The 23,497-nt window shown below is 64.9% G+C and carries 24 protein-coding genes and 4 tRNA genes; 17 read left to right on the top strand and 11 right to left on the bottom strand.

From position 1 onward, the window contains the following. The first annotated feature begins 6 nt into the window (after positions 1–6). Genes AC07O3_RS25075 through AC07O3_RS25060 form a run of 4 tightly spaced genes read left to right on the top strand, consistent with a single transcriptional unit; the run spans position 7 to position 2,580 of the window. Positions 7–756 (top strand): SDR family NAD(P)-dependent oxidoreductase, encoded by a 750-nt coding sequence (locus AC07O3_RS25075; RefSeq protein WP_495340589.1) that lies wholly within the window; start codon positions 7–9, stop codon positions 754–756. A gap of 53 nt (positions 757–809) precedes the next feature. Beyond that, complete coding sequence (locus tag AC07O3_RS25070; RefSeq protein WP_495340588.1) at positions 810–1,586, top strand: SDR family NAD(P)-dependent oxidoreductase; 777 nt, start codon at positions 810–812, stop codon at positions 1,584–1,586. After that, positions 1,583–2,116 carry a MarR family winged helix-turn-helix transcriptional regulator gene (locus tag AC07O3_RS25065; protein WP_093049788.1) on the top strand — a complete coding sequence of 178 codons (534 nt, stop codon included), beginning with the start codon at positions 1,583–1,585 and terminating at the stop codon, positions 2,114–2,116. Before AC07O3_RS25070 ends, AC07O3_RS25065 begins: the two co-directional genes overlap by 4 nt. Positions 2,117–2,118: 2 nt before the next feature. After that, the gene (locus tag AC07O3_RS25060) at positions 2,119–2,580 is read left to right on the top strand and encodes an acyl-CoA thioesterase (RefSeq protein ID WP_495340587.1); all 462 of its coding nucleotides are present in this window, start codon (positions 2,119–2,121) and stop codon (positions 2,578–2,580) included. 7 nt (positions 2,581–2,587) lie between these two features. Here the strand turns inward: AC07O3_RS25060 and AC07O3_RS25055 are convergent, their stop codons facing one another. Continuing rightward, positions 2,588–2,980, bottom strand: coding sequence for a hypothetical protein (locus tag AC07O3_RS25055; protein WP_093049836.1), 393 nt, complete (start codon positions 2,978–2,980; stop codon positions 2,588–2,590). 722 nt (positions 2,981–3,702) lie between these two features. Between AC07O3_RS25055 and AC07O3_RS25050 the strand changes: the two genes are divergently transcribed. From AC07O3_RS25050 to AC07O3_RS25035, 4 genes are all read left to right on the top strand, one after another. Further along, a tRNA-Arg gene (locus tag AC07O3_RS25050) sits at positions 3,703–3,779 on the top strand. Positions 3,780–3,820: 41 nt separating this feature from the next. After that, positions 3,821–4,027, top strand: a complete 207-nt coding sequence (locus AC07O3_RS25045; RefSeq protein WP_495340586.1) for a short-chain dehydrogenase — start codon at positions 3,821–3,823, stop codon at positions 4,025–4,027. A gap of 25 nt (positions 4,028–4,052) precedes the next feature. Then, positions 4,053–4,126 (top strand) — tRNA-His (locus AC07O3_RS25040). Positions 4,127–4,177: 51 nt separating this feature from the next. Next, positions 4,178–4,741, top strand: coding sequence for an HNH endonuclease (locus AC07O3_RS25035; protein WP_093172026.1), 564 nt, complete (start codon positions 4,178–4,180; stop codon positions 4,739–4,741). Positions 4,742–4,829: 88 nt separating this feature from the next. On the opposite strand, the gene AC07O3_RS25030 is transcribed toward AC07O3_RS25035, so the two are convergent. After that, positions 4,830–5,000, bottom strand: a complete 171-nt coding sequence (locus AC07O3_RS25030) for a hypothetical protein (RefSeq protein WP_176928697.1) — start codon at positions 4,998–5,000, stop codon at positions 4,830–4,832. A 274-nt stretch (positions 5,001–5,274) separates the two neighbouring features. Here AC07O3_RS25030 and AC07O3_RS25025 point away from each other — a divergent pair, with 274 nt between their 5' ends. After that, positions 5,275–5,685 (top strand): hypothetical protein, encoded by a 411-nt coding sequence (locus tag AC07O3_RS25025; RefSeq protein WP_495340585.1) that lies wholly within the window; start codon positions 5,275–5,277, stop codon positions 5,683–5,685. Positions 5,686–5,712: 27 nt separating this feature from the next. On the opposite strand, the gene AC07O3_RS25020 is transcribed toward AC07O3_RS25025, so the two are convergent. Further along, complete coding sequence (locus AC07O3_RS25020) at positions 5,713–6,531, bottom strand: SDR family NAD(P)-dependent oxidoreductase (protein WP_495340584.1); 819 nt, start codon at positions 6,529–6,531, stop codon at positions 5,713–5,715. Positions 6,532–6,544: 13 nt separating this feature from the next. Beyond that, positions 6,545–7,171, bottom strand: a complete 627-nt coding sequence (locus AC07O3_RS25015) for an MSMEG_1061 family FMN-dependent PPOX-type flavoprotein (protein ID WP_495340631.1) — start codon at positions 7,169–7,171, stop codon at positions 6,545–6,547. Between the two features lie 129 nt (positions 7,172–7,300). Here AC07O3_RS25015 and AC07O3_RS25010 point away from each other — a divergent pair, with 129 nt between their 5' ends. Continuing rightward, on the top strand, positions 7,301–8,080 hold the full coding sequence (locus AC07O3_RS25010) for an AraC family transcriptional regulator (protein ID WP_093049854.1): 780 nt from the start codon (positions 7,301–7,303) through the stop codon (positions 8,078–8,080). Between the two features lie 67 nt (positions 8,081–8,147). Here AC07O3_RS25010 and AC07O3_RS25005 read toward each other — a convergent pair. After that, positions 8,148–8,223 (bottom strand) — tRNA-Lys (locus tag AC07O3_RS25005). A 141-nt stretch (positions 8,224–8,364) separates the two neighbouring features. On the opposite strand from AC07O3_RS25005, the gene AC07O3_RS25000 reads away from it, so the two are divergent. Next, on the top strand, positions 8,365–9,072 hold the full coding sequence (locus AC07O3_RS25000) for an SDR family NAD(P)-dependent oxidoreductase (RefSeq protein ID WP_093075441.1): 708 nt from the start codon (positions 8,365–8,367) through the stop codon (positions 9,070–9,072). Between the two features lie 52 nt (positions 9,073–9,124). Here the strand turns inward: AC07O3_RS25000 and AC07O3_RS24995 are convergent. Continuing rightward, positions 9,125–9,200: transfer RNA gene (locus AC07O3_RS24995), tRNA-Ala, on the bottom strand. 90 nt (positions 9,201–9,290) lie between these two features. On the opposite strand from AC07O3_RS24995, the gene AC07O3_RS24990 reads away from it, so the two are divergent. Next, positions 9,291–10,157, top strand: coding sequence for an alpha/beta hydrolase (locus AC07O3_RS24990; protein ID WP_495340583.1), 867 nt, complete (start codon positions 9,291–9,293; stop codon positions 10,155–10,157). Between the two features lie 21 nt (positions 10,158–10,178). Here the strand turns inward: AC07O3_RS24990 and AC07O3_RS24985 are convergent, their stop codons facing one another. Next, complete coding sequence (locus AC07O3_RS24985) at positions 10,179–11,156, bottom strand: GMP reductase (protein WP_093075435.1); 978 nt, start codon at positions 11,154–11,156, stop codon at positions 10,179–10,181. Between the two features lie 206 nt (positions 11,157–11,362). On the opposite strand from AC07O3_RS24985, the gene AC07O3_RS24980 reads away from it, so the two are divergent. Then, positions 11,363–13,783: a UvrD-helicase domain-containing protein gene (locus AC07O3_RS24980; RefSeq protein ID WP_495340582.1), complete on the top strand. Its 2,421-nt coding sequence runs from the start codon at positions 11,363–11,365 to the stop codon at positions 13,781–13,783. A gap of 30 nt (positions 13,784–13,813) precedes the next feature. Here AC07O3_RS24980 and AC07O3_RS24975 read toward each other — a convergent pair whose 3' ends face one another. The 3 genes from AC07O3_RS24975 to AC07O3_RS24965 are packed head-to-tail and all read right to left on the bottom strand — an operon-like array spanning position 13,814 to position 16,145. After that, positions 13,814–14,650, bottom strand: a complete 837-nt coding sequence (locus AC07O3_RS24975; protein WP_093172013.1) for a BPSS1780 family membrane protein — start codon at positions 14,648–14,650, stop codon at positions 13,814–13,816. A gap of 9 nt (positions 14,651–14,659) precedes the next feature. Continuing rightward, positions 14,660–15,718 carry a homoserine kinase gene (locus AC07O3_RS24970; protein WP_495340581.1) on the bottom strand — a complete coding sequence of 353 codons (1,059 nt, stop codon included), beginning with the start codon at positions 15,716–15,718 and terminating at the stop codon, positions 14,660–14,662. A gap of 55 nt (positions 15,719–15,773) precedes the next feature. Further along, complete coding sequence (locus AC07O3_RS24965; protein WP_093049875.1) at positions 15,774–16,145, bottom strand: hypothetical protein; 372 nt, start codon at positions 16,143–16,145, stop codon at positions 15,774–15,776. A gap of 97 nt (positions 16,146–16,242) precedes the next feature. On the opposite strand from AC07O3_RS24965, the gene polA reads away from it, so the two are divergent. The 3 genes from polA to AC07O3_RS24950 are packed head-to-tail and all read left to right on the top strand — an operon-like array spanning position 16,243 to position 21,311. Continuing rightward, positions 16,243–19,059, top strand: coding sequence for a DNA polymerase I (gene polA / locus AC07O3_RS24960; RefSeq protein WP_093172009.1), 2,817 nt, complete (start codon positions 16,243–16,245; stop codon positions 19,057–19,059). A 43-nt stretch (positions 19,060–19,102) separates the two neighbouring features. After that, on the top strand, positions 19,103–20,395 hold the full coding sequence (locus AC07O3_RS24955) for a M20/M25/M40 family metallo-hydrolase (protein ID WP_093075423.1): 1,293 nt from the start codon (positions 19,103–19,105) through the stop codon (positions 20,393–20,395). A 13-nt stretch (positions 20,396–20,408) separates the two neighbouring features. Beyond that, positions 20,409–21,311 carry a LysR family transcriptional regulator gene (locus AC07O3_RS24950; protein ID WP_093049884.1) on the top strand — a complete coding sequence of 301 codons (903 nt, stop codon included), beginning with the start codon at positions 20,409–20,411 and terminating at the stop codon, positions 21,309–21,311. Here the strand turns inward: AC07O3_RS24950 and AC07O3_RS24945 are convergent. Further along, complete coding sequence (locus AC07O3_RS24945) at positions 21,308–21,910, bottom strand: FMN-dependent NADH-azoreductase (protein ID WP_495340580.1); 603 nt, start codon at positions 21,908–21,910, stop codon at positions 21,308–21,310. The genes AC07O3_RS24950 and AC07O3_RS24945 overlap by 4 nt on opposite strands. A gap of 88 nt (positions 21,911–21,998) precedes the next feature. On the opposite strand from AC07O3_RS24945, the gene pdxR reads away from it, so the two are divergent. Further along, a complete protein-coding gene (gene pdxR, locus AC07O3_RS24940) occupies positions 21,999–23,420 on the top strand; it encodes a MocR-like pyridoxine biosynthesis transcription factor PdxR (protein ID WP_495340579.1) in 1,422 nt (473 codons plus the stop codon). Positions 23,421–23,497 lie beyond the last annotated feature (77 nt).

Raw genomic sequence — 23,497 nt, 5'->3', positions numbered from 1 at the left:
AATCGCATGACGAGCGCAGTGCTGCTCCCGCTTTCCGGCCGCGTGGCGTTCGTGACGGGTGCGGGGCAGGGGCTGGGAGCGGCCATCGCGCGAGGGCTGGCGGAAGCCGGGGCGCGCGTGGCCCTGGCCGACATCGAGCTTGCGAATGCCGAAGCCGTTGCGGCGGAGGTCGGCGGGCTCGCCTTGCAACTCGATGTGCGCGACGAGGCGGCGTTCTCCGCTTGCTTCCACAAGGCGGTTGCACATTTCGGCGCTGTCGACGTCATGGTCAACAACGCGGCGCGCACGCCGACCACATCGCTCTGGGACATCACACCTGAAGAGTGGGACGACGTGCTCGCCGTCAACCTGCGTGGCAGCTTCTTCGGCTGTCGCATTGCCGGGCGGCACATGCGTGAGCGCGGCGCGGGGCGCATCGTCAACCTGACTTCGATGGCGGGGCAGCAGGCCAGCACGGTGACCGGCGCGCACTACGCAGCGAGCAAGGCCGGACTGCTGGCGCTGACGCGGTCGTTCGCGCAGGAACTGGCGCCGCACGGCGTGACGGTGAATGCGCTGGCCCCTGCGGCGATCCGCAGCCCCGCGCTCGACGCCATGGAGCCAGCGAAGCAGTGGGCGCTGCGGGCGGGCATTCCCCTCGGCCGCTTCGGATTGCCAGAGGAGGTGGCCGCGGCGGTGGTCTATCTGGCTTCGCCGGCAGCAGCCTTCATGACGGGCACCACGCTGGACCTCAACGGCGGCCGTTTCATGCGCTGACAACCCGGGCCGGCGCACTCCGTTAAAATGATTCAGAACTAAAACATTCAGGTATGCAATCAAATTCACTCACTGGCCGCCACGCACTCGTCACGGGCGCGGCACGCGGCATCGGCGCCGAGATCGCCCGCACCCTGGCGGCCGAGGGCGCCGTCCTGACGCTGCTGGGCCGTGACCGTGAGGCGCTGCAGCGCGTGGCCGATTCGCTCGCGGGCAGCGGGCATGGCGTCGTGGCCGCCGACGTGGCGAGCCCCGAGGCGGTGCAGGCGGCGTTCGCCGAGACCCGCACCGCGCGAGGCCCGGTCGCTGTGCTCGTCAACAACGCGGGTGCGGCCGAAAGTGCGCCCTTCCTCAAGACGTCGTTCGAGCTCTGGCAGCGGATGCTGTCGGTCAATCTCACCGGCAGCTTTCTGTGCGCGCAGGCGGCACTGCCCGACATGCTCGACACCGGCTGGGGCCGCATCGTCAACATCGCCAGCACGGCGGGGCAGAAGGGCTACGCCTATGTGGCGGCCTATACCGCGGCCAAGCATGGCGTGATCGGGCTCACGCGCTCGCTGGCGCTCGAGGTGGCGCGCAAGGGCATCACGGTGAATGCCGTGTGTCCGGGCTACACCGACACCGACATCCTTCGCAACAGCGTCGCCAATGTGGTCGGCAAGACCGGGCGCAGCGAGGCCGACGCGCTGGCGGAGTTTTCCAGCGTCAATCCGCAGAAGCGGATCGTGCAACCGTCCGAGGTGGCCGATGCCGTGCGCTGGCTGTGCGGGCCCGGTGCAGCGTCGGTCACCGGGCAGTCCATCTCGGTTTCGGGGGGAGAAGTGACATGACACGCAACAACGATGCTTCGCACGCCGCGCTGAGCGATGCGGAAGAACTGGGCCACGAAGCCCGCGCGGGCCACGAGGACCACGCGATGCTCAAGCTGTGGCTGCGCATGCTGGCCAGCACCACGCAGATCGAGGCCGAGATCCGGCGCCGGCTGCGCGAGCGCTTCGGCATCTCGTTGGCGCGCTTCGACTACATGGCGCAGCTCTACCGCTACGAGGATGGGCTCAAGATGCGCGTGCTGTCGCGCTACCTGATGGTGACCGGCGGCAACGTCACGGGCCTGACGGATGAGCTCGAACGCGAAGGCATGGTGGCGCGCGCGCCCAGCCCCGACGACCGCCGCGCGTGGATCGTGAGCCTCACGCCCACGGGGCGCCGCACCTTCGAGACGATGGCGAGCGAGCACGAGCAGTGGATTCTGGAGATGTTCTCGGGGCTCGACATGAAGACGGTCAAGCAGATGCACACGCAGCTGGGCCTGCTGCGCGTGCATGTGATGCGCGGCGAGCCTTCGGGCGAGGAGGGCTGAGGATGAGCGACGACACGCACGTCGATCTGGTGGCCGCGAGCAACGAGTTCCGCAGGCCGCGGCTGATCCGGTTTTCGGATTGCGACCCGGCGGGCATCGTTTTCTATCCGCAGTACTTCGTGATGCTCAACGGGCTGATCGAGGATTGGGTCAATGAAGGCTTGGGGCTCAGCTACCACGGCCTGGTGGCGCAGCGCCGCATCGGCCTGCCGACCGTGAAGCTCGATGTCGATTTCCGCGCCGTGAGCCGCATGGGCGACCAGGTGCTCCTCGGGCTCACGGTGCAGCGGCTGGGCTCGCGTTCGATGACGTTGGCTGTGCGCTGCTTCAGCGCCGAGACGGGCGAAGTGCGCATGCAGATGACACAGGTGATCGTGACGACTTCGCTTGAAACGCATCGCGCCGTCGCCATTCCGGACGACATGCGCGTGGCCATCCTGCGCAACGCGCCCGAACTGGGCTGATCCTTGTTCAGGGCGCGGGCTCGTTGCCGGCAGCGTCCTGCGCGCGCTTCTTCAGCCAGCCGCTGAGCTCTTTCTTGCCCTTGGCATTGGCCGTGCGCCATGCCTCGCGCGCGGCGGCAATGAAGCGTTCTTCTGCTGCATCGGGCACCTCGGAGGGGCGATCTTCCTTGTCGAGCCAGCCCGGCTCCACGTTGCAGTGCCGTTCGATCTGCCGTGCCAGGTTGTCGCCGATGGGCCGGGAACTCTTGATCTGGCTCCACATGCTGGGGGAGATTTCGATCTTCTTCGCAAACGCCTGGTCCAGCCCCTTGGCAGGCAGGCCCGCGGCAACGGCCTCTTCGAGAAAGCGGCGGTGCAGCGCGAGAGCATTGCGGCGGCGCGCGACGGTGATATTGGGCACTGTTCAAAAACAACAACAAGACAAAAAAAGATTGTCCCGGTTGTTGACGCAGTCGTAAACACTATTTACAGTTGCCCTCAATCGCGGCCCAAAGCCGTACCTTTTTTCCAACCCTTTACAGCCGACAGCGGCAATTTTTGACTCAGGAACCATCGTGAACACCGCATTGAACCTCACCAGCATTCGACCCGCCTCGGGCCGATCGCTCGTGCGCGTCTGGGCGTGTGGTGGTTTCGATGGCATGCCGTCGTTCCGACTGAATCAGCACCAGAGCCACGTGTATTCCACAAAAGCTGCAGCCAGCCTGCGCGTTGGAAAAGTCGAGGATCAGGTGCTACCGGGTGGAGGTTGCGCATAGGCGCACACCTTCCAAGCTCTCTCATGCAGAGGCCCGGACACCGCAAGGTTCCGGGCCTTTTTGTTTTTGGCTTCTTGTTTGCCATTTCGGGTGTGCCTTCACCACACCGCCAGAGCCCACCGCGTAGACGGTCTGGCGGGATGTGCAGGAATTGATCACTCCTGTGCAGCGACGTCGTACGGGGCAGCGCCCAGAGCGCTGTCCGTCGCGTGAGGACACAACCGAAATGGAAAGCGGGCCACCGCTTTTTTGAACAACACCGAACCCGAGCGGGACCGGGCCATGCAGATGGCCCTCCCGCGGAAACCGGCCGCAAAGATTGGGCGGCGCCGGAACTCGTAACCGGACACTTTTTGTTTTTCGACCCGCGTTAGCTCAATGGATCAGAGCACTTGCCTACGAAGCAAGGGGTTGCACGTTCGAGTCGTGCACGTGGGGCCATTTCTTTCTTTGTTCAGCTGTCACACAACCAAGGAGCCACCATGCGCAAGCGCAACACCCCGATCCGGATGATCACCGTGCGCCCGGCACAACCACGCAAGCGCATGGTGCTGGCCCTGGCCCAACGCTTCGGCATCGTGACCGATGCACGTCGCGCGAACGAATGCGCGCCGACGTCGCCGGGCCGAGAGGCACCAATCGAAGGCCTCGATCTCGACCAGCGCGTGCGCGCGGTCGGCGAGTGGTGAGTCGGCTGCTCGTCTTTTTCTTATGGTGTACGTAGCTCAACGGCAGAGCCGCGGGTTGTGGTCCCGCTGACGACGGTTCGATTCCGTTCGTGCACCCCATGGTTTCATTTCATTCAACCTCACAACCATCGCCGCAAAAGGAGGCGAGTCATGCACCCTCACGTCCTGCAACTCGATATTCAGGGCACGCCGCAAGCCTGGATTTCGCTCGAGCAGGCGGTGTTGCACTACGCGACCGGCTCGGTCGCATGGGAAGACGGCGACCTGCCGCTGGCCACGCTGCGTGGCGGCTTCAATGTGGCGCGCGGTGTGCAGTCGCGCGTCGAAGTGGCGCCGATCATCGCGCTGCGCGGTGCGTCGAAGATCAACCTCTTCGACGTGATTCCGAGCGTCACCAAGAGCAAGCTGCTGCGCCGCGACCGTCACACCTGCGCCTACTGCGCGGGCGTGTTCCACGAGCGCGACCTGCAATGCGAGCACGTGCTGCCCGAATCGCGCGGAGGCCCATGGACCTGGACCAACCTCGTGAGCGCATGCGCGGTCTGCAACAACCGCAAGGCCGCGCGCACGCCGGAGGAAGCAGGCATGCCGCTGGTCTATCTGCCTTATGTGCCGAGCCGCTATGAGAACTTTCTGCTTGAAGGCCGCAACATTCGTGCGGACGTGCACGAGTGGCTGGCCAAGCGGCTGCCCAAGGGCTCGCGGCTTCAGTAAGGGCAGGGCTGTGACCTTGACCCATGCCCATGAAAAAAGCCCGCTGTCTTCCGGACGGCGGGCTTTTGTTTGTGCGGGGGATCGGTGGTCAGCGCCCGAAGAAGCGGTAGGCGATCAGGCCTGCGGCCGCCAAGCCACCCACGACCGCGAGGATCACCTTGGTGGCACGACCGGAACCGCGCTTCGAGCGCGGCCAGTGATCTGGCCCGATCAGGTCGATGGGGACGGTGGGTTTGCCTATGTCGGACGCCTTTTCCATGGGAGGAAATATAGCTCACGCCCGAAGCGTGGTCCGAGGCAGGTCACATTCTGTGGCCTCCGAACATCGTCACCGGCCCTGGCCGCGGCCGGGCAAAAAAATACCCGCATGAGCGGGCCGAACGAGCTTTTTGGCTTCGAAGTTGATATCCCTGTGTCTCTTGTTGTTGTGATGCGTGACAGCAGGTACAAGATGCCATGCCCAATGGGTGTCTTTTGCAGGTCGGGGCCGAAGCAGGTTGCAAGTGATAGGCAAAACCGTGAAATATTCCCGTATGAACAAAGAAATCATTCTTGGAAGTTTGACGCGCGCGCTGGAGAGCTGGGTTCGCAATGCTTCTGCAGCGCAACTCTGGCACGTGCATCAAGCGGGCGGCCTCGCAGCCTCCATCGAGGCGGACGATGAGGTCGTGCAGGTGCGCATCGTCCTCGGCGGCGCGCGAGACGCCTTGTCGGACGTCGGCAAGACCGATGGGCGACTGCCCGTCACCGAGGCTTTTCTCGGCAGTTCGGCATGGGGTGCGCCGCCGGCACAAGGAAGCCCGGAGCGCGAGCAATGGTTCCTGTCGAGCGAACTGGCGCAGACACACGCGCGCCAGTATCTGATGGCCGAGGTGGGTGAGCGGCGCGATCTGCTCGAGCGCTGTGTCGACGACTGGATCGCGCGGCAGGGAGCCGCTTCCTGATAGTCCGGCTCACCGGCGGTCCGCAGGTCAGCCTTGTGCTCCCTCGGACACGGCAGCCCAGGCTTCCCAGGTCGACATGCGTTGCGAATAGGCCTGCTTCGCGGCAGGCAAGCAGGCCTTTCCGAGAAAGAGTCGCAGCGGCGGTTCCTCTGCGTCGACTACAGCGAGGATCGCCGCAGTCGTGGCAACCGGATTGCCCAGCGCTCGGGTGGCGCTGAGGGCCTTGATCTTCTGGCGCAGCCCCTCGTAGACCTGCATCGGCTCAGCGCTGATGGCCGAGGCTCCTCGCCAGTCCGTGTCGTAGCCGCCGGGCTCGACGAGCGTCACCTTGATGCCGAAGGCCCCGACTTCCGATGCGAGCGTCTCCACGAGTCCCTCGACGGCCCATTTGGTTGCGTTGTAGACCCCGGCAGTGGGGAAGGTGATGATCCCCGCCACGCTCGAGGTCACCAGGATGTGCCCTCCGCCTTGTGCCCTCAGGTGGGGAAGCGCTGCCTGAATGATCCAGAGAGTTCCGAAGAGGTTGGTCTCGAACTGCGCACGCGCCTGCGGTTCGCTGCTTTCCTCGATGGTGCCGAACAACGCATAGCCGGCATTGCTGGCGATGACGTCGAGTCGGCCGAAACGGGCAATTGCCGCGTCCATCGCTGCGAATACTGCGTCGCGATCCGTGACGTCGAGAGTCACCGGGAGGATGGCGTCGCCGTACTTCGCCACCAGCGGCTGTAGTGCCTCCATGGAGCGGGCTGTTGCCACGACCTTGTCGCCGCGTTCCAGCGCCGCCTGTGCCCATGCGCGTCCGAGTCCTCGAGACGAGCCTGTGATGAACCAAACCTTGGATGTCATGTATTGCTCCGTGTTAGTACAAATCGTGTTTGACCGCGTCCTGGTACTTCGCATCAAGGACCGACGCAGAGACGTCGTTCAGCTCTGCAAGTGCGACCAGCACCGTCCCGACCGTTGGCAGGGAGTTGCGATCCAGGAGTGCGGCCGGATCCCACAGCCGCGCGCGATTGACGGCCTTGCCGCAGTGGAACAAGGCTTCCTCGACCGTGACCACAACGGCGGCTTTGGGATGCTTGCCTCGCTCGACAAGCCTGCCAAGCAGATCCGGCGATGTGGAAATGTGCCCGCGGCCATTGATGCGCATGAACACATCCAGTCCGGGAAACAGGAAGAGCATCGCAACCCTGTCGTCGTCCTGCAGATTTTTCAGTGACTCGATACGGTTGTTGCCGGGCCAATCCGCGAACGCGAGCGTCTGGGCATCGAGCATGTGCACGAAGCCAGGCGGACCGCCGCGCGGAGAAGCGTCAAGGCCCGAACTCTCGCGCCCGGTCGCAAGGCAGAAGAACGTCGCGGCTTCAAGGTAGGGGCGGTGGTACTCGGTCAGTCTGCGAGACACCGCCTTCTGGATCATCGGGGATGGCTCGGCGTACAGCTCGCCGAGTGCAACGACGTTGCGTTCTCTTGCTCTGTCTTCCATGTCGGCACTGTCGGGAAGGATGTCTTGGGCTTGCATGGCGGTCATCTGCTCTGAAGTGTTGGATCGATGCTAGGTTTTTGGGCCTGGCGTTGCTATGCTGTTCAGGCCATTCAATAGCTCATTTGCGCCATGTCCTCGACAACCCAGCAGCCTGACCTTGCGGACCTGAAAGATGGCGCCGCGGGGCCGTTGGCGATCGTTGTTTCCCAATGCGTCGAAGGGAGTTCGCTGGTGGAGCCTCACAGCCACGGACGAGGGCAGCTCCTTGGTGTTTGGCGAGGCCTGCTGACGCTTGGCACGGAGTTCGGCAAATGGCTCGTGCCGAACGTGCACGCGGTGTGGATACCGCCCGGGCAACTGCACTGGGCGAGCGCGCACGGACAGGTCGACACGTGGAGCATCTACGTTCAGAGCGGTGCGGGTGAGGGGCTGCCTGAACGACCGGCGACGCTTCGTATCTCGGCCCTGTTGCGCGAGACAGTGCGGCGGCTTGAAAGTCTCAACAGCGAGCCTGCTGGAGCGATGCGAGGTTTGCTCGAACTCGTCGTGGTCAACGAGATCAGGTCCTTGCCGATCGAAGAGCTCAGCCTGCCGATGCCGACAAGCCCATCGCTGATGAAGATCGCGCAAGAGCTCCTGGCGCAGCCCGCTGACGATCGTTCGTTGGACGCCTGGGCCGGGTTGGCGAATATTTCGCCTCGCACGCTGAACCGTCGCTTTCCCTTGGAGACCGGATACAGCCTTGGAACATGGCGGCAGCGTGCGCGCTTGCTGCGTGGGTTGGAGCTCCTGGCTGAGGGACGCTCCGTCACGACCGTTGCCCTCGAGCTCGGCTACAGCAACATCAGTGCGTTCATTGCCTTGTTCAAGCGCACGTTTGGTGCCACTCCCACTCAGTACATGCGGTAGCAGCCACAATGAAAAACGCCCGCTACCTTGTGAGTAGCGGGCGTTCCAGCGATGACGCGATGTTGGTTGGTGGGCCCTGAGTGACTCGAACACTCGACCTACGGATTAAGAGTCCGCTGCTCTACCAACTGAGCTAAGAGCCCTTGCGTTGAAAACGTTTGGTGTTTTCTGGCAAGACCACGAGTATATCCCAGAATTTCTGCCCGTCCAAAAAATTTGTAGGTCGCGGCGTTAGGATTCGCCTCTACCGACGGGGCACGGCCCTCTCAACCAGGAGAACTTCGATGAGCGACGCCAACACCACGCCCCATGTCTTGATCACCGGCGCTGCAGGCGCACTGGGCCGTGCCGTGGCTCAGCACTTCATCGACCAGGGCGCGCGCCTTGCGCTGGTCGATCACCATGCGGGTCGTCTTGCGGAGGTCTTCCCGGGCCTCGACAACTCGCAGCATCTTTTGTTGGCGGGCGACGTGACTTCCGCGTCCGAGATGGCAGCCCTCGCGGAGCAGGCGCTCAAGTCTTTCGGCCGCATCGATACGCTGGTCCACATCGCAGGCGGCTTCGAGATGGGTGAGGCGACGCATGCGCTCACGCGCGCGAGCTGGGACCGGATGATGAATCTCAACGCATGGTCGTTCGTGGCGGTGACGCAGGCCGTGCTGCCCTCGATGATCGAGCGACGCGCAGGCAGCGTCATCGCCGTGACGGCGAAGGTCGCGGCGCGCGGCGTGCCGGCCATGGCCGCGTACATCGCTTCGAAGAGTGCGCTGCAGCGCCTGGTGGAAGCCATGGCCGCTGAGGCGGCACCGCATGGCGTCAACATCAACAGCGTGGCTCCGAGCGTGCTCGACACGCCGGCCAACCGGCAGGCGATGCCTGACGCGAATCCGGCTGACTGGGTGTCGACCTCGGTCGCCGCGCAGACGATCGGCTTCCTTGCATCGCCGGGCGCCGCGGCGCTGCACGGCCAGCATCTGACGCTCGATACCTGAGCCGGAAAAAAGAAAAGGCCCTGGCGGATGCCAAGGCCTTTTCTGTATTGGTTGGTGGAGAGGATGAGGATCGAACTCACGACCTCCGCATTGCGAACGCGGCGCTCTCCCAGCTGAGCTACCCCCCCAACGCAAGGCGAATTTTAACCGGAACTCCTGTTTTGGCGCACCCTGCCGTGCCAAGATGCGCGCCTCGCGAAACACGGAGCAAAGACCGCATGGCCTCGTTCGACCCCGCCTGGCTGGAAGGCATGTACAACAACCTTGCACGGGTGAAAGATCACCCCGCGTACTTCGAGCAATGGGCGCGCGAATCGGCCGCAGTGCGCGAGGCCTTGCCGGCGCGGATCGATCTTCCCTACGGCCAGGGCGTGAACGAAACGCTCGACATCTTTCCCGCACCGGTGCCCGACGCGCCCGTGCTGGTCTTCATCCACGGCGGCTACTGGCGCGCCATGGACAAGAAAGACCACTCCTTCATTGCGCCTGCGTTCAATGACCGCGGCATCTGCGTGGTCCAGCCCAACTACGCGCTGTGCCCCGGCACGCCGGAGCAGCCTGTCACGGTGCCCGGCATCCTGCTGCAGATGGTGCGTGCGCTCGAATGGACCTGGCGCCACATCGCGGCCCATGGCGGCGATCCTTCGCGGATCACCGTAGCAGGCCATTCGGCCGGTGGTCACATGGCGGCGGCGCTGTTGGCTTGCGACTGGAAGGCGGTCGCACCCGATCTGCCCACGCAGCTCGTGCGCAACGCGCTGTCGATCTCGGGCCTTTACGACCTTCGCCCGCTGCAGCGCACGCCATTTCTCGAGAATGTGCTGAAGCTGACCGATGCAGACGCCCTGCGTGCCAGCCCGGCACGGTGGCCTGCGCCCAAACGCGGCCAGCTCTACGCCGTTGCTGGCGGCGGGGAGAGCGAAGAGTTCATCCGCCACAACGCGATGATCCGCGAGGCGTGGGGACGCAACACCGTGCCGGTGTGCGAGGTGCTACCGGGGCTCAACCACTTCGATGTGGTCGACGCGCTCGCCGATCCTGCCCACACCCTGCACCGGCACGCGGTGCAGTTGCTGGAAGCCTGACCGGCGCCCGGGTGGGGCGGCCTACATCAGCAGGTGCTCGCCCGCGTTGTCGCCACCCAGCGTGACGTAGTTGACCTTGCGGATGTCCATCAGCGCGCGGCCGCCCGCGTAGCTGATCGAGCTCTGCACGTCCTGCTCCATTTCGACCAGCGTTTCGGCCAGCTTGCCCTTGATGGGTTCGAGGATGCGCTTGCCCTCGACGTGCTTGTATTCGCCCTTGTTGAAGTCGCTGGCGGAGCCGTAGTACTCCTTGAACAGCACGCCGTCGACCTCGACCGTCTTGCCCGGCGATTCCTCGTGCCCCGCGAACAGCGAGCCGATCATGACCATCGACGCGCCGAAGCGCACGCTCTTGGCAATGTCTCCGTGGTCGCGGATGCCGCCGTCGGCAATGATCGGCTTGGTCGCCACGCGCGCGCACCACTTGAGCGCCGACAGCTGCCAGCCGCCGGTGCCGAAGCCGGTCTTGAGCTTGGTGATGCAGACCTTGCCCGGGCCGATGCCGACCTTGGTCGCGTCCGCGCCCCAGTTCTCGAGGTCGATCACCGCTTCGGGTGTGCCGACATTGCCGGCAATCACGAAGGTCTTGGGCAGCTTTTCCTTCAGGTAGCCGATCATGTTCTTCACGCTGTCGGCGTGGCCGTGTGCGATGTCGATCGTGACGTACTCGGGCACGAGGCCCTGTGCCACGAGTTGGTCGACGGTGTCGTAGTCGGCCTTCTTCACGCCCAGCGAGATGGAAGCGAACACGCCCTTGCCCTGCATCTCCTTGACGAACTTGACGTTGTCGAGGTCGAAGCGGTGCATCACGTAGAAGTAGCCGTTCTGCGCCAGCCACAGGCAGATCGACTCGTCGACCACCGTCTTCATGTTGGCGGGCACCACCGGCAGGCGGAAGCTGCGCTCGCCCAGCGTGACGCTGGTGTCGCACTCGGAACGGCTCTCCACGCGGCACTTGCGCGGGAGCAGGAGGATGTTGTCGTAATCGAAAATTTGCATGACCAGGCTCCTGAAAGGAATCGTTGAAAGAAACGAATGAGCGCTTGGTCCGGCCGGCTTTCGCGGTGCGTTCTGCAAGGAAAACGCCCACAAAAAACCGGGCGCAAGAAACTTGGGCCCGGTGATTGATTTTACGCGGTCTCGCAAAGGCAGGTCTTCCGGTTCTTCATATAACCCGCATACGCCGTGGTTTCTACAATCGCATGATGTTGTTTAACGATCCTGCGGCTGACGCCCACCCCCCAGCGCTGCCGCTGCTCCAGAACCTGAACGCGGAGCAACTCGCCGCGGTCACGCTGCCAGAGGGCAACGCGCTGATCCTGGCCGGCGCCGGTTCCGGCAAGACGCGCGTGCTCACCACCCGCATCGCCTGGCTGCTGCAGACCGGCCAGGTCTCCGCCGGGGGCATCCTCGCCGTGACTTTCACCAACAAGGCGGCGAAAGAAATGATGACGCGGCTGACGGCGATGCTGCCCGTCAACGTACGCGGCATGTGGATCGGCACCTTCCACGGCCTGTGCAACCGCCTGCTGCGCGCGCACTGGAAACTGGCCAACCTGCCGTCGACCTTCCAGATCCTCGACACGCAAGACCAGCTCTCGGCCATCAAGCGCCTGATGAAGCAGTTCAACGTCGACGACGAGCGCTTCCCGGCCAAGCAGACCCAGTGGTTCATCGCCGGCGCCAAGGAAGACGGCCTGCGCCCCGGCGACGTAGAAGTGCGCAGCGACGACGACCGCAAGAAGGTCGAGCTCTACCGCCTCTACGAAGAACAATGCCAGCGCGAGGGCGTGGTCGACTTCGGCGAGCTCATGCTGCGCAGCTACGAACTGCTGCGCGACAACGACCCGGTGCGCGAGCACTACCAGCGGCGCTTCCGCCACATCCTGATCGACGAGTTCCAGGACACCAACCGCCTGCAGTACGCGTGGATCAAGATGCTCACCGGCAACACCGTCGGGGGCCAGTTCACACCGAGCGAGAACAGCAGCGTGATCGCCGTGGGCGACGACGACCAGAGCATCTACGCCTTCCGCGGCGCGCGCGTGGGCAACATGACCGACTTCGTGCGCGAGTTCGACGTGCGCCACCAGATCAAGCTGGAGCAGAACTACCGCAGCTACAGCAACATCCTCGACTCGGCCAACGAGCTCATCAGCCACAACAAGAAGCGCCTGGGCAAGAACCTGCGCACCGACCAGGGTCCGGGCGAGCCGGTGCGCGTGTACGAGTCGCCCACCGACCTCGCCGAAGCCCAGTGGATGGTCGAGGAAATGCGCCAGCTCGCGCGCGACGGCTACGAGCGCAAGGAAATGGCCGTGCTCTACCGCAGCAACGCGCAGAGCCGGGTGATCGAAACGGCGCTCTTCAATGCCTCGGTGCCGTACCGCGTGTACGGCGGCCTGCGCTTCTTCGAGCGCGCCGAAATCAAGCACGCGCTGGCCTATCTGCGCCTGCTGGAGAACAAGGACGACGACACCAGCTTCCTGCGCGTTGTCAACTTCCCGCCGCGCGGCATCGGTGCGCGCACGCTCGAAACCCTGCAGGACGCGGCGCGCGCGGCCGGGCGTTCGCTGCACGATGCGGTGAGCGTCGTCGGCGGCAAGGCCGGCGCCAACCTCACGGGTTTCGTTGCCAAGATCGACGTGCTGCGCGAGCAGACCCAAGGCGTGAGCCTGCGCGAGATCATCGAGCTGGTGCTCGACCACAGCGGCCTCGTCGAGCACTACAAAGCCGACCGCGAAGGCGCCGACCGCCTCGAGAACTTGGACGAACTCGTGAACGCGGCCGAGAGCTTTGTTACGCAGGAAGGCTTCGGCCGCGACGCCGTTGCGCTGCCGGTCGACGAGTTGCGCCAGTCGCCTGCGAGCCAGGGTATCGACCCGAGCCGTCCGGTGCTCGACGAGCCGCTCGCGCCCGACGCCGAAACCGGCGAAACGCTGAGCCCGCTGGCCGCTTTCCTCACGCACGCCGCGCTCGAATCGGGCGACAACCAGGCGCAAGCCGGGCAGGACGCGGTGCAACTGATGACCGTGCATGCCGCCAAGGGCCTGGAGTTCGACTGCGTGTTCATCACCGGCATGGAAGAGGGCCTGTTTCCGCACGAGAACTCGATGAGCGATTTCGAGAGCCTCGAGGAAGAACGCCGCCTGATGTACGTGGCGATCACGCGTGCCCGCAAGCGCCTGTACCTGAGCCATTCGCAGACGCGCATGCTGCACGGCCAGACGCGCTACAACGTCAAGAGCCGCTTCTTCGACGAGCTGCCCGAAGGCGCGCTGAAGTGGCTCACGCCCAAGAACCAGGGCTTCACTCCATCGGCCTTCGGCTATGGCGGAGGCTACGCGAGCACGCGCGGCGGTGGAGGCGGCTACAGCGGTGGTGGCTATGGAGGCGGCGGCAGCAGCCGCGACAAGGACACCTTCGCCAGCCCACCCGTGCCGCCGCAGAAGACAGCGCCTTCACACGGCCTGCGCTCGGGCATGCAGGTGTTCCACAACAAGTTCGGCGAAGGCACGGTGACCGCGCTGGAAGGCACCGGCGACGATGCGCGCGCACAGGTCAAGTTCGCGCGGCATGGCGTGAAGTGGCTGGCGTTGTCGGTGGCCAAGCTCACGCCGATCTGAGCTTTGCGGCGCCGCTTGCAGCGGCGGCGCTCAGTCCGGATTGAAAGTGTCGCGGAAGGTGAACCAGTTCGACGCCTGCGCCATGGCGGCGAGCGTCAGCACCGTGCCGACCATCAGGATGTTGCCGATGGCCATTGCGCCGGTGTCCGAGCCCAGAGAGCCCACGCCGATCACGATGGTGCCGACCAGCGCCGCCGCCAGCAGGCCAAGCACCAGCACGCCGCACCACGCGAGCCAGTACAGCGCATAGGCGCCGAAATTCCGGAACATCGCCACCAGGCTGAAGAAAATGCTCTTCACCGGCTCCACCCGGTGCCAGTGGACCAGCGCGGGGGCATGCCACATCGCCGCGACCAGCGGCAGCGCGAGGCACATCTGAAGCAGATTCGCCATCTGGAAGCGGCTGCTTTCCAGCACTTCCTTGGTCGGGGTTTCGCCCAGCAGGTAGCTGCGCATGAACTGGCCGCCATCGACCAGTGCCGTCAGGAACACGGTCAGGAAGCAATACACCGCCGAGATCACGCCAAGTACAGCCAGCGCGCGCCATTCCGTTCGCATGGCACGGGCCACCGACAGGAACATGAGCGCGCCGGTTGGCTTCTTCACGCCGCCCGCTTCCCCAGGAAGATCGGTGTTGGTCGCTGAGGCGTCGGCCACCGAGGCCGCGACCATGAAGCCCAGCGTGGAGAACGGCAGCAGCACGAACGGAATGAATCTGCCGATCAGCGGCAGCTGCGAAATGCTCGTGATCAGCGCCATGAACATCAGGAACAGCGAGACAAAGGCCAGCGGCTGCCGCCAGAAGTTCTTGAGTCCGAGGCGGACCCATTCGACGCCGGTTCGCGCCGGCACGAGGTTGAGTTTCATGTGTAGAGGTCAGGCAGCCAGCAGCGGCTCGAGGGCCTGTGCCATGGCATGCGGGTGGGTGGCGCGGTCGCGCAGCACGCGTTCGAAGTGCGTGGGGTCATGGGGCTTGAGCATGCTCGCCTCGCGCGGCAGATGGAAGTCCCAGAGCCGGGAAATCCAGAAGCGCAGCGCCGCGGCGCGCAGCATCGCGGGCAGCAGGGCGCGCTCGGCGGCGTTCAGCTTTCGCACGGTTTCGTAGGCCGACAGCAGCGCATCGGCGCGTTCGGCATCGTGCCGGCCGGTCGGCAGGTCGATGGCCCAGTCGTTCAGGCACACGGCCAGGTCGAACAGCCAGGTGTCGGTGCCGGCGAAGTAGAAGTCGAACACGCCGGTCAGGCGCGGTGCGGCGCCCGCGTCGCCGCCGGTCGCGAACATCACGTTGTCACGGAACATGTCGGCATGCACCGGGCCGCGCGGCAGGGCTGCATAGGCCGAAGACTCGGCGACGTGGTTCTGGTAGGCCAGTTCGGCACGCAGCAGGGCGGCTTGCGATTCCTCGATGTACGGCAGCACCACCGGCACCGTCTCGTTCCACCAGTGCAGGCCGCGCAGGTTCGGCTGGATTCGGGGGTAGTCGCGCCCCGCGAGGTGCATGCGTGCCAGCATCGCGCCCAGTTCGGCGCAATGTGCCGTGCCGGGGGCCAGTTCGCTGTGGCCCGAGAGTTTCTGCACCACCGCCGCAGGCTTGCCGGCCACGATGTGCAGCAGATCGCACGCGGCTTCGGCGGGCACGGGGGGCTGGTTCTTCCTGGGCTTCTCGGCGACGACGGGCTCGGCTGCCGCCACGGGCGCGGGAACAGGCAGGCCGGCAGCCGCCAGGTGCTTCATCAGACAAAGGTAGTACGGGAGCTGCTCGGCACTCAGGCGCTCGAACAGCGTCAACACGAACTCGCCGGACTCGGTGGTCGCGAAGTAGTTGGTGTTCTCGATGCCGCCCTCGATGCCGCGCAGTTCGCGCAGCGGGCCCAGGCCCAGGCGTTGGACGAGCGCGTCTGCCTCGCCGAAACTGACTTCGGTGAAAACTGCCATCGCGGTACTCAGCGCCGCGTTGCCGCTGCAAAAACTAGGACGAAAGAACGCACGGTCAGAACTTCATCACGTTCCAGACGCGGGGGCCGTTGGCGCCCGTTTCGGACGAACCCTGGCGTCCCGTGTACGCGTCGGCGGGCAGCACTTCGTAGCCCGGCACGTTGGCCTTGGGCGTGACGTTGATGCTCTGCGTGCGGCCGCCGTAGCGGACTTCGTCGACCGAGGCACCGCTGTCCTCGGTATGGATGTTCTCGACCTTCTGGTTGCGTCGGCCTTCGGCTTTGTCCTGCTCCTGATTTGGTAGCGATGCGGCCGGGGCCGCCGCGGGGGCGGCTGCGGGCTGCTGCGCCTGTACGGCGGCAAAGGGGGCTGCGAAAGCCAGCGCCAGCAGGATGCGGCGGGCGACCAGGAGTGTGGAGCTAGGCATGCCTTGATTGTAGGCTCGCCCCCGGTTCCGGGGCGTCGGTTGACATCTCGTGCCGTCGTGGCTTCGGACGCCGTCGCGGGCACGGCAAAATGGCCCGATGACCGACAAGAAAACGCTGCTGCTCGTCGATGGCTCGAGCTACCTCTACCGCGCCTTCCACGCGATGCCCGATCTGCGGGCCGTGCCCGGCGATCCCAAGAGCCCGGCGACCGGCGCGATCCGGGGAATGATCAACATGATGACTGCGCTGCGGCGCGAGGTGCGCGCCGACTACGCAGCCTGCATCTTCGACGCTCCCGGCAAGACCTTCCGCGACGACTGGTACCCCGAGTACAAGGCCAACCGCTCGCCGATGCCTGACGACCTGCGCAGCCAGATCGACCCCATCCACGAAGTGGTGAAGCTGCTCGGCTGGCCCGTGCTCAGCGTGCCCGACGTGGAAGCCGACGACGTCATCGGCACGCTCGCAAAGGTCGCCGCCGCTCAGGGCGTCGAGGTGATCGTGTCCAGCGGCGACAAGGACCTGAGCCAGCTGGTCGACGAGCACATCACCATCATCGACACGATGAACGGCAAGAAGCGCGACGTGGCGGGTGTGACGTCCGAGTTCGGCGTACCGCCGAACCTGATGATCGACTACCAGACGCTGGTCGGCGACACGGTCGACAACGTGCCAGGCGTCCCGAAGGTCGGCCCCAAGACTGCCGCCAAATGGCTGCTCGAATACGGCTCGCTCGATGCATTGATCGAACGCGCCGCCGAAGTGAAGGGCGCCGCGGGCGAGAACCTGCGCCAGGCCATCGACAAGCTGCCGCTGAGCAAACGCCTCGTCACCATTCGCACCGACTGCGACCTCGACGGCCACGTTACCGGCCTGCCGTCGCTCGAAGGCCTGCCCGTCGGCGCGCCGCAGACGGCCGAACTGAAACCCTTCTACGAGAAGTTCGGCTTCAAGAGCCTGGTCAAGTCGCTCGAAGCGCAGGAAGTGCCGCCCGAGCTGATCGAAGAGAGCATCAAGAAGAAGGCTGCCTCCAAGGCCGACAGCGACCAGGGCGGCCTGTTCGACGAGCCCTCCGAGCTCGAAGCGCAGGAGGCCGCCGCGCCCGCGAGCAATCTCAAGTACGACACGATCACGAACTGGGCGCAGTTCGACGCCTGGCTCGCAAAGCTCGAAGCTGCCGACCTCGCAGCCATCGACACCGAGACCACCTCGCTCGACGAGATGGTCGCGCAGATCGTCGGCGTGAGCTTCAGCGTCACGCCCGGCGAAGCGGCCTACATCCCGCTTACGCACAACTACCCCGATGCGCCCGAGCAGTTGCCCATCGACGAGGTGCTGGCGAAGCTCAAGCCCTGGCTGGAGAACGGTGCCAAGAAAAAGCTCGGCCAGCACATCAAGTACGACCGCCACGTGTTCGCCAACCACGGCATCGAGGTGCAGGGCTACGCGCACGACACCATGCTGCAGAGCTACGTGCTCGAAGTGCACAAGCCGCACGGTCTTTCCAGCCTGGCCGAACGTCATCTGGGTCGCAGCGGCATCTCGTACGAAGACCTGTGCGGCAAGGGTGCGCACCAGATCCCGTTCAGCCAGGTCGACATCGCCAAGGCGGCGGAGTATTCGTGCGAGGACAGCGACCAGACGCTCGACGTGCACAACACGCTGTGGCCGCGCCTTGAAGCCGACGAAAAACTGCGCTTCATCTACCAGCTCGAAATGGATTCGAGCGAGGCGCTCTACCGCGTCGAGCGCAACGGCGTGCTGATCGACGCCCCTACGCTTGCCACGCAGAGCCACGAGCTCGGCAAGCGCATCATGGAGCTGGAGCAGGAGGCCTACGACATCGCCGGCCAGCCCTTCAACCTCGGTTCGCCCAAGCAGATCGGCGAAATCTTCTTCACCAAGCTGGGCCTGCCCGTGGTCAAGAAAACGCCGAGCGGCGCACCCAGCACCGACGAAGAGGTGCTTGAAAAACTGGCCGAAGACTATCCGCTGCCGGCCAAGATCCTCGAACACCGCGGCCTGTCGAAGCTCAAGGGCACCTACACCGACAAGCTCGGCCAGCTCGCCAACCCGCGCACCGGCCGCGTGCACACGCACTATGCGCAGGCCGTGGCCGTCACGGGCCGCCTCAGCAGCAACGACCCCAACCTGCAGAACATCCCGATCCGTACGCCAGAAGGCCGCCGCGTGCGCGAGGCCTTCGTGGCACCGGCGGGCAGCGTGATCGCCAGTGCCGACTACTCGCAGATCGAGCTGCGCATCATGGCCCACATCAGCGGCGACGAATCGCTGCTGCGCGCGTTCACCGAAGGCATCGACGTGCACCGCGCCACGGCCGCCGAGGTGTTCGGCTCCACGCCCGACCAGGTGTCGAGCGAGCAGCGCCGCTATGCCAAGGTCATCAACTTCGGCCTGATCTACGGCATGAGCAGCTTCGGCCTTGCGCGCAACCTCGGCATCGAGACCAAGGCCGCGGCCTCGTACATCGAGCGCTACTTTGCGCGCTACCCGGGCGTGAAGGCCTACATGGACGAGACCAAGGCGCTCGCCAAGGAGCAGGGCTACGTGGAGACCGTGTTCGGCCGCCGCCTCTACCTGCCCGAGATCAATTCGCCCAACGGCCCGCGACGCGGAGGCGCCGAGCGCGCGGCCATCAACGCGCCGATGCAGGGCACGGCCGCCGACCTGATCAAGCTCAGCATGGTCAAGGTACAGAACGTGCTTGACGAGGAGAAGCGCGGCACCCGGATGATCATGCAGGTGCACGACGAACTGGTGTTCGAAGTGCCCGAGGCCGAGATCGAATGGGTGCGCACCGAAATCCCTCGTCTCATGGCCGGCGTGGCCGCGCTGAAAGTGCCGCTGCTGGCCGAGATCGGTGTCGGTCCCAATTGGGACAAGGCGCATTGATGAATAAAAAGACGAGACAACCAACCGAGAAGAACGCACGAACATGACTCAATTTCCGCACCGCAAACTTCTGCTCGCCGCTGTCTGCGCGGCCTGCTTCGGCACCGCCTTCGCCGCACCCGACGCGCAAGTCGCTTCGCTCGCCGCCAAGGAAAAGCCGGCTCTGCTCGACACGCTGAAGGAGCTGGTCTCCATCGAATCGGGCAGCCGCGACCTCGACGGACTCGAAAAAATCTCCGACCTCATCGCCGCGAAGTTCAAGGCGCTGGGCGGCCAGGTCGAGCTGATCGACCCGAGCGCCGAGGCCTACCGCATGGAAGACACGCCCGAGAAAATGGGCCGCGTGGTGCGCGCCACCTTCAAGGGCACGGGCAAGAAGAAGATCTTGCTGATCGCGCACATGGACACGGTCTACACCGTGGGCATGCTCAACAAGCAGCCGTTCCGCATCGATGGCGACAAGGCCTACGGCCTGGGCATTGCCGACGACAAGCAGGGCGTGGCCGTCATCACGCACATCGTGTCGATGCTGCAGGCAATGAAGTTCAAGGAATACGGCACGCTCACCGTGCTGATCAACGGCGACGAGGAAATCAGCTCGCCCGGCGCACGCGCGCTCATCACGCGCATGGGCAGCGAGCACGATGCGGTGCTGTCCTTCGAGGGCGCCTACGTCAAGGAAGACAAGCTCTCGCTCGCCACGGCGGGCATTGCCTCGGTCACGCTGCATGTCACGGGCAAGGCCTCGCATGCGGGCTCGGCGCCCGAGCTGGGCGTGAACGCGCTGTACGAGCTTTCGCACCAGATCCTGCAGATGCGCGACCTGTCCGACCCGGCCACCGGCCTGAAGATGAACTGGACCATCTCCAAGTCGGGCAGCAACCGCAACGTGATTCCGGCCAGCGCCACCGCGGGCGCCGACGTGCGCGTGCTGAAGGTCAGCGACTACGACCGCATCGAGCAGCAGGTGAACGAGCGCGTGAAGAAACAGCTGATTCCCGAGGCCAAGGTCGAGATGAACTTCGAGCGCCGCCGTCCGCCGCTGGAAGCCACCGACGCTTCGCGCGCCATGGCCCGCCATGCGCAGCAGATCTACAAGGACGAGCTCGGCCTGCCGCTGGGTGCCGACGACAAGGCCGCCGGCGGCGGTACCGACGCGGCCTTCGCGGCACTGAAGACCAAGGCGCCCGTCATCGAGCGCTTCGGCCTGCAGGGTTTCGGCGCGCACTCGGCCGATGCCGAGTACGTGCTGGTCAACTCCATCGAACCGCGGCTGTACCTCGGCACCCGCATGGTCATGGACATCGCACGAGGCAAGACCGCTTCGGGCAACTGACCCGCCGTTCGCGATGCGCCTTCGCCACATCGAAGTCTTCAACGCGATCATGCTCACTGGCAGCGTGAGCGCGGCGGCGCGGCTCATCAACATCACGCAGCCGGCGGTGAGCCGCACGCTGCAGCATGCCGAGCTGCAGCTGGGCTTTCCGCTGTTTCAGCGCGCCAAGGGCAGGCTCACGCCGACCACAGAAGCGCTCACGCTGTATCCGCATATCGAACGGCTGTTCGCGCAGCTCGACGAGGTGCAGCGGCTTGCTTCCAACCTGCGCACCGCGGGCGACACGGGCGAGCTGCGCATCCTCAGCGTGCTGGCGTTGAGCTACGACATCTTGCCGCGCGCGCTCAAGGCCTTTCGCGAAAAGCATCCGGGCTATGCGATCACCGTCGAGTCGCTGCACTCGCCGCAGATCATGTCGGCGCTGCTGCTGCAGGAAGCCGACGTGGGCTTTGCCTTCAGCCCCGCGGTGCATCCCTCGCTCACGCAGGAGACGCTGGCCGACAGCCGCATGGTGTGCATTGCGCCCAAGGGCATGCTGCCGCGCGCGCTGGTGCGCAACGGTTCGGTGGCGCTGCACGATCTCGTCAACCGTCCGGTGATCGGCCTCGACAGCCGCGACCCCGTCGGCACCAGCCTGAGCCAGGCCTGCCGGCAGGCGGGCGTGGGCTTCCAGCAGGCGGTGGTCACGGTGCAGACCTATCACGCGGCACTGGCCATGGCGCACCACGGCATCGGCGTGGCGCTGGTCGACGGCTGCACGGCGCGATCGGCGGACCGCGCGAAGGTCGAGGTGCTGACGCTGGAGCCGCACATTCCGGTGCCGATTCGCGCGCTGCGTTTTGCGGCGCGGCCCGATTCGGTGGCGGTGCGCGGCATCACGCGCTGCATGCAGCAGGCGATCCAAGAGGCGCTCTAAGAGAAATACGCCTGCAGCGCCAGGTCGGTCGTGGCCCTGGCGTGCGCGACGACATCCGGGCCGAGGCCCGTGCCCTGGATTGAGAAGAAGTTCAGGTCCTTCAGCCCGATGGTGCCCAGGATGGTCGTCAGGTACGGCGTCAGGAAATCCGGCTGCCGTGCATGTTCCCCGGAAAATCTCCCGCCCGAAGCCACGGCGATGAAGACCGGGCGGTCGCGCAGCGTGCCCACCTTGCCCGCGGCGCCCACATTGAACGTGCGGCGCGCCCGAACGACATGATCGATCCAGGCCTTCAGCGCAGAGGGCATGCTCAGGTTGTGCATGGGCGTTCCGATGACCACGACGTCCGAGTTCTCCAGTTCCCGGATCAATTCTTCGGATGTGGAAATCGAGCCTTCCTGATTTATTTCTGCCGCGGACGAATGCTGGGCGAACGCGTAATTCGCGTCGATATGCCTCAGGGCGTCGCCGCCAATTTCTCGTTTGACCAATACGGCATCGGGCGACTTCTTCAGCAGAAGATCGACGATTTTTCGGGAAAGCTTGAAGCTCTCGGAGGCTTGCCCGCGGGAGCTGCAATTGACGTGCAGGATTTTCATGATTGATATGGCCGCAAGGGAGAAGCGTCAATCCTAGAATTTGCATGGCCTACACTCCAGAGCCAAGAATGGAGCTTGTGATTGATCCATGATCGCCGAGAAGACCAGTCCCGTATCGCCCCTGGACCCCGCAGCGGCCGAGCCCTACTACAGGCAGATCTACGAGCGGTTTCGCAATGCCATCTCCAGCGGATTGCTCAAGCCCGGCGACCGGATACCCGCCGCCCGCGCACTGGCCAAGGAATTGGGCCTGGCAAGAGGAACGATCGAAGCCGCGTACTCCTTGCTGGTCGCCGAGGGATACATCCAGGCACGTGGCCAGGCCGGGACCATCGTGGCGCCGGGCCTCAAGCCGCAAACGCCAGTGGCAATTCCGGAGCCTCCGCTCGACAAGAGAATTTCTTCGATCGGTTTCCGGCCGGATTCGATTCTTCCGTTTCAAATGGGGCTGCCCGCCCTTGACGAATTCCCTCGAAAGATATGGGCCCGCCTGGGTGCGCGCTGCGTGCGTGCCATGCAGCCATCCGACATGGCGCATCCCTCCATCTACGGGCTGCCAAAGCTGCGTGCAGAAATTGCCGCGTATCTGCAGGTGTCGCGTGGCATCAACTGCGCTGCATCGCAGGTGTTCGTGACCTCGGGATACCGCCACACCATCGAGCTGATCGGCCTCGCCCTGCTGAAGGCCGGAGACCGCGTCTGGCTCGAAGACCCGGGCTACCCGCCCACGCGGGAGCTGCTCGCGCACATGCAAATCGCGGCTGTCCCGGTGCATGTAGACCAGGAGGGCATGGTCGTTTCCGAGGGCATCAAGTCGGCGCCGCGCGCGCGTGCAGCCGTGGTTACGCCGGCGCACCAGAGCCCGCTGGGCGTTTCCCTGTCCTTGCCCCGGCGCCAGGCGCTGCTCGACTGGGCGGGACGGCACAACGCATGGATCGTCGAGGACGACTACGACGGCGAATACCGCTATGTCAGCCGCCCTTTGCCTGCGCTGAAGAGCCTGGACCGCGACGGACGCGTGCTCTATGCGGGCACCTTCAGCAAGGTGCTTTTTCCGAGCATCCGGCTGGCCTATCTCGTCGTGCCGGAGTCGCAGGTCGAGCGCTTCGAGCAGATCATCCAGACCTTCGCCGGGGGCAGCCCCGAACTGACGCAAGCCATCGTCACCGCCTTCATCACGGAGGGGCACTTCGCGCGACATATCCAGCGGATGCGCAGGCTCTATGCCGAGCGTCGCGAGGCGACCAGCGCGGGCTTGCAGAGCGTGCTCGGGCAGCACGTGCGAATCGACGTGCAACCCGGTGGCATGCATCTCATCTTGCGGTTGCAAGGCCGGCAATCGGATCGCGAGCTCGTGGCGCGCATGCGGGAAGAGGGCCTGTACGCGGAGGCATTGTCAGACTGGACGAAGGAGGGCGAGGGCGCTTCGGCCCTGCTCGTCAACTTCACGAACATCGACTCGCGGCGCACCGCCGAGAAGCTCGGAAAGCGCATCCTGAGCCTGATGTGATCTGGAAGATCATGGCCCAGTATCGAATGCCATTCATGGATCTTCTGGGCTAGACCAAGATTCGACACCATGGAGTC

The organism is Variovorax sp. GW821-FHT09D05, from assembly GCF_059416325.1.
The sequence above is the reverse complement of the archived record's forward strand: the minus strand, read 5'-3'. Positions and strand labels throughout refer to the sequence as shown.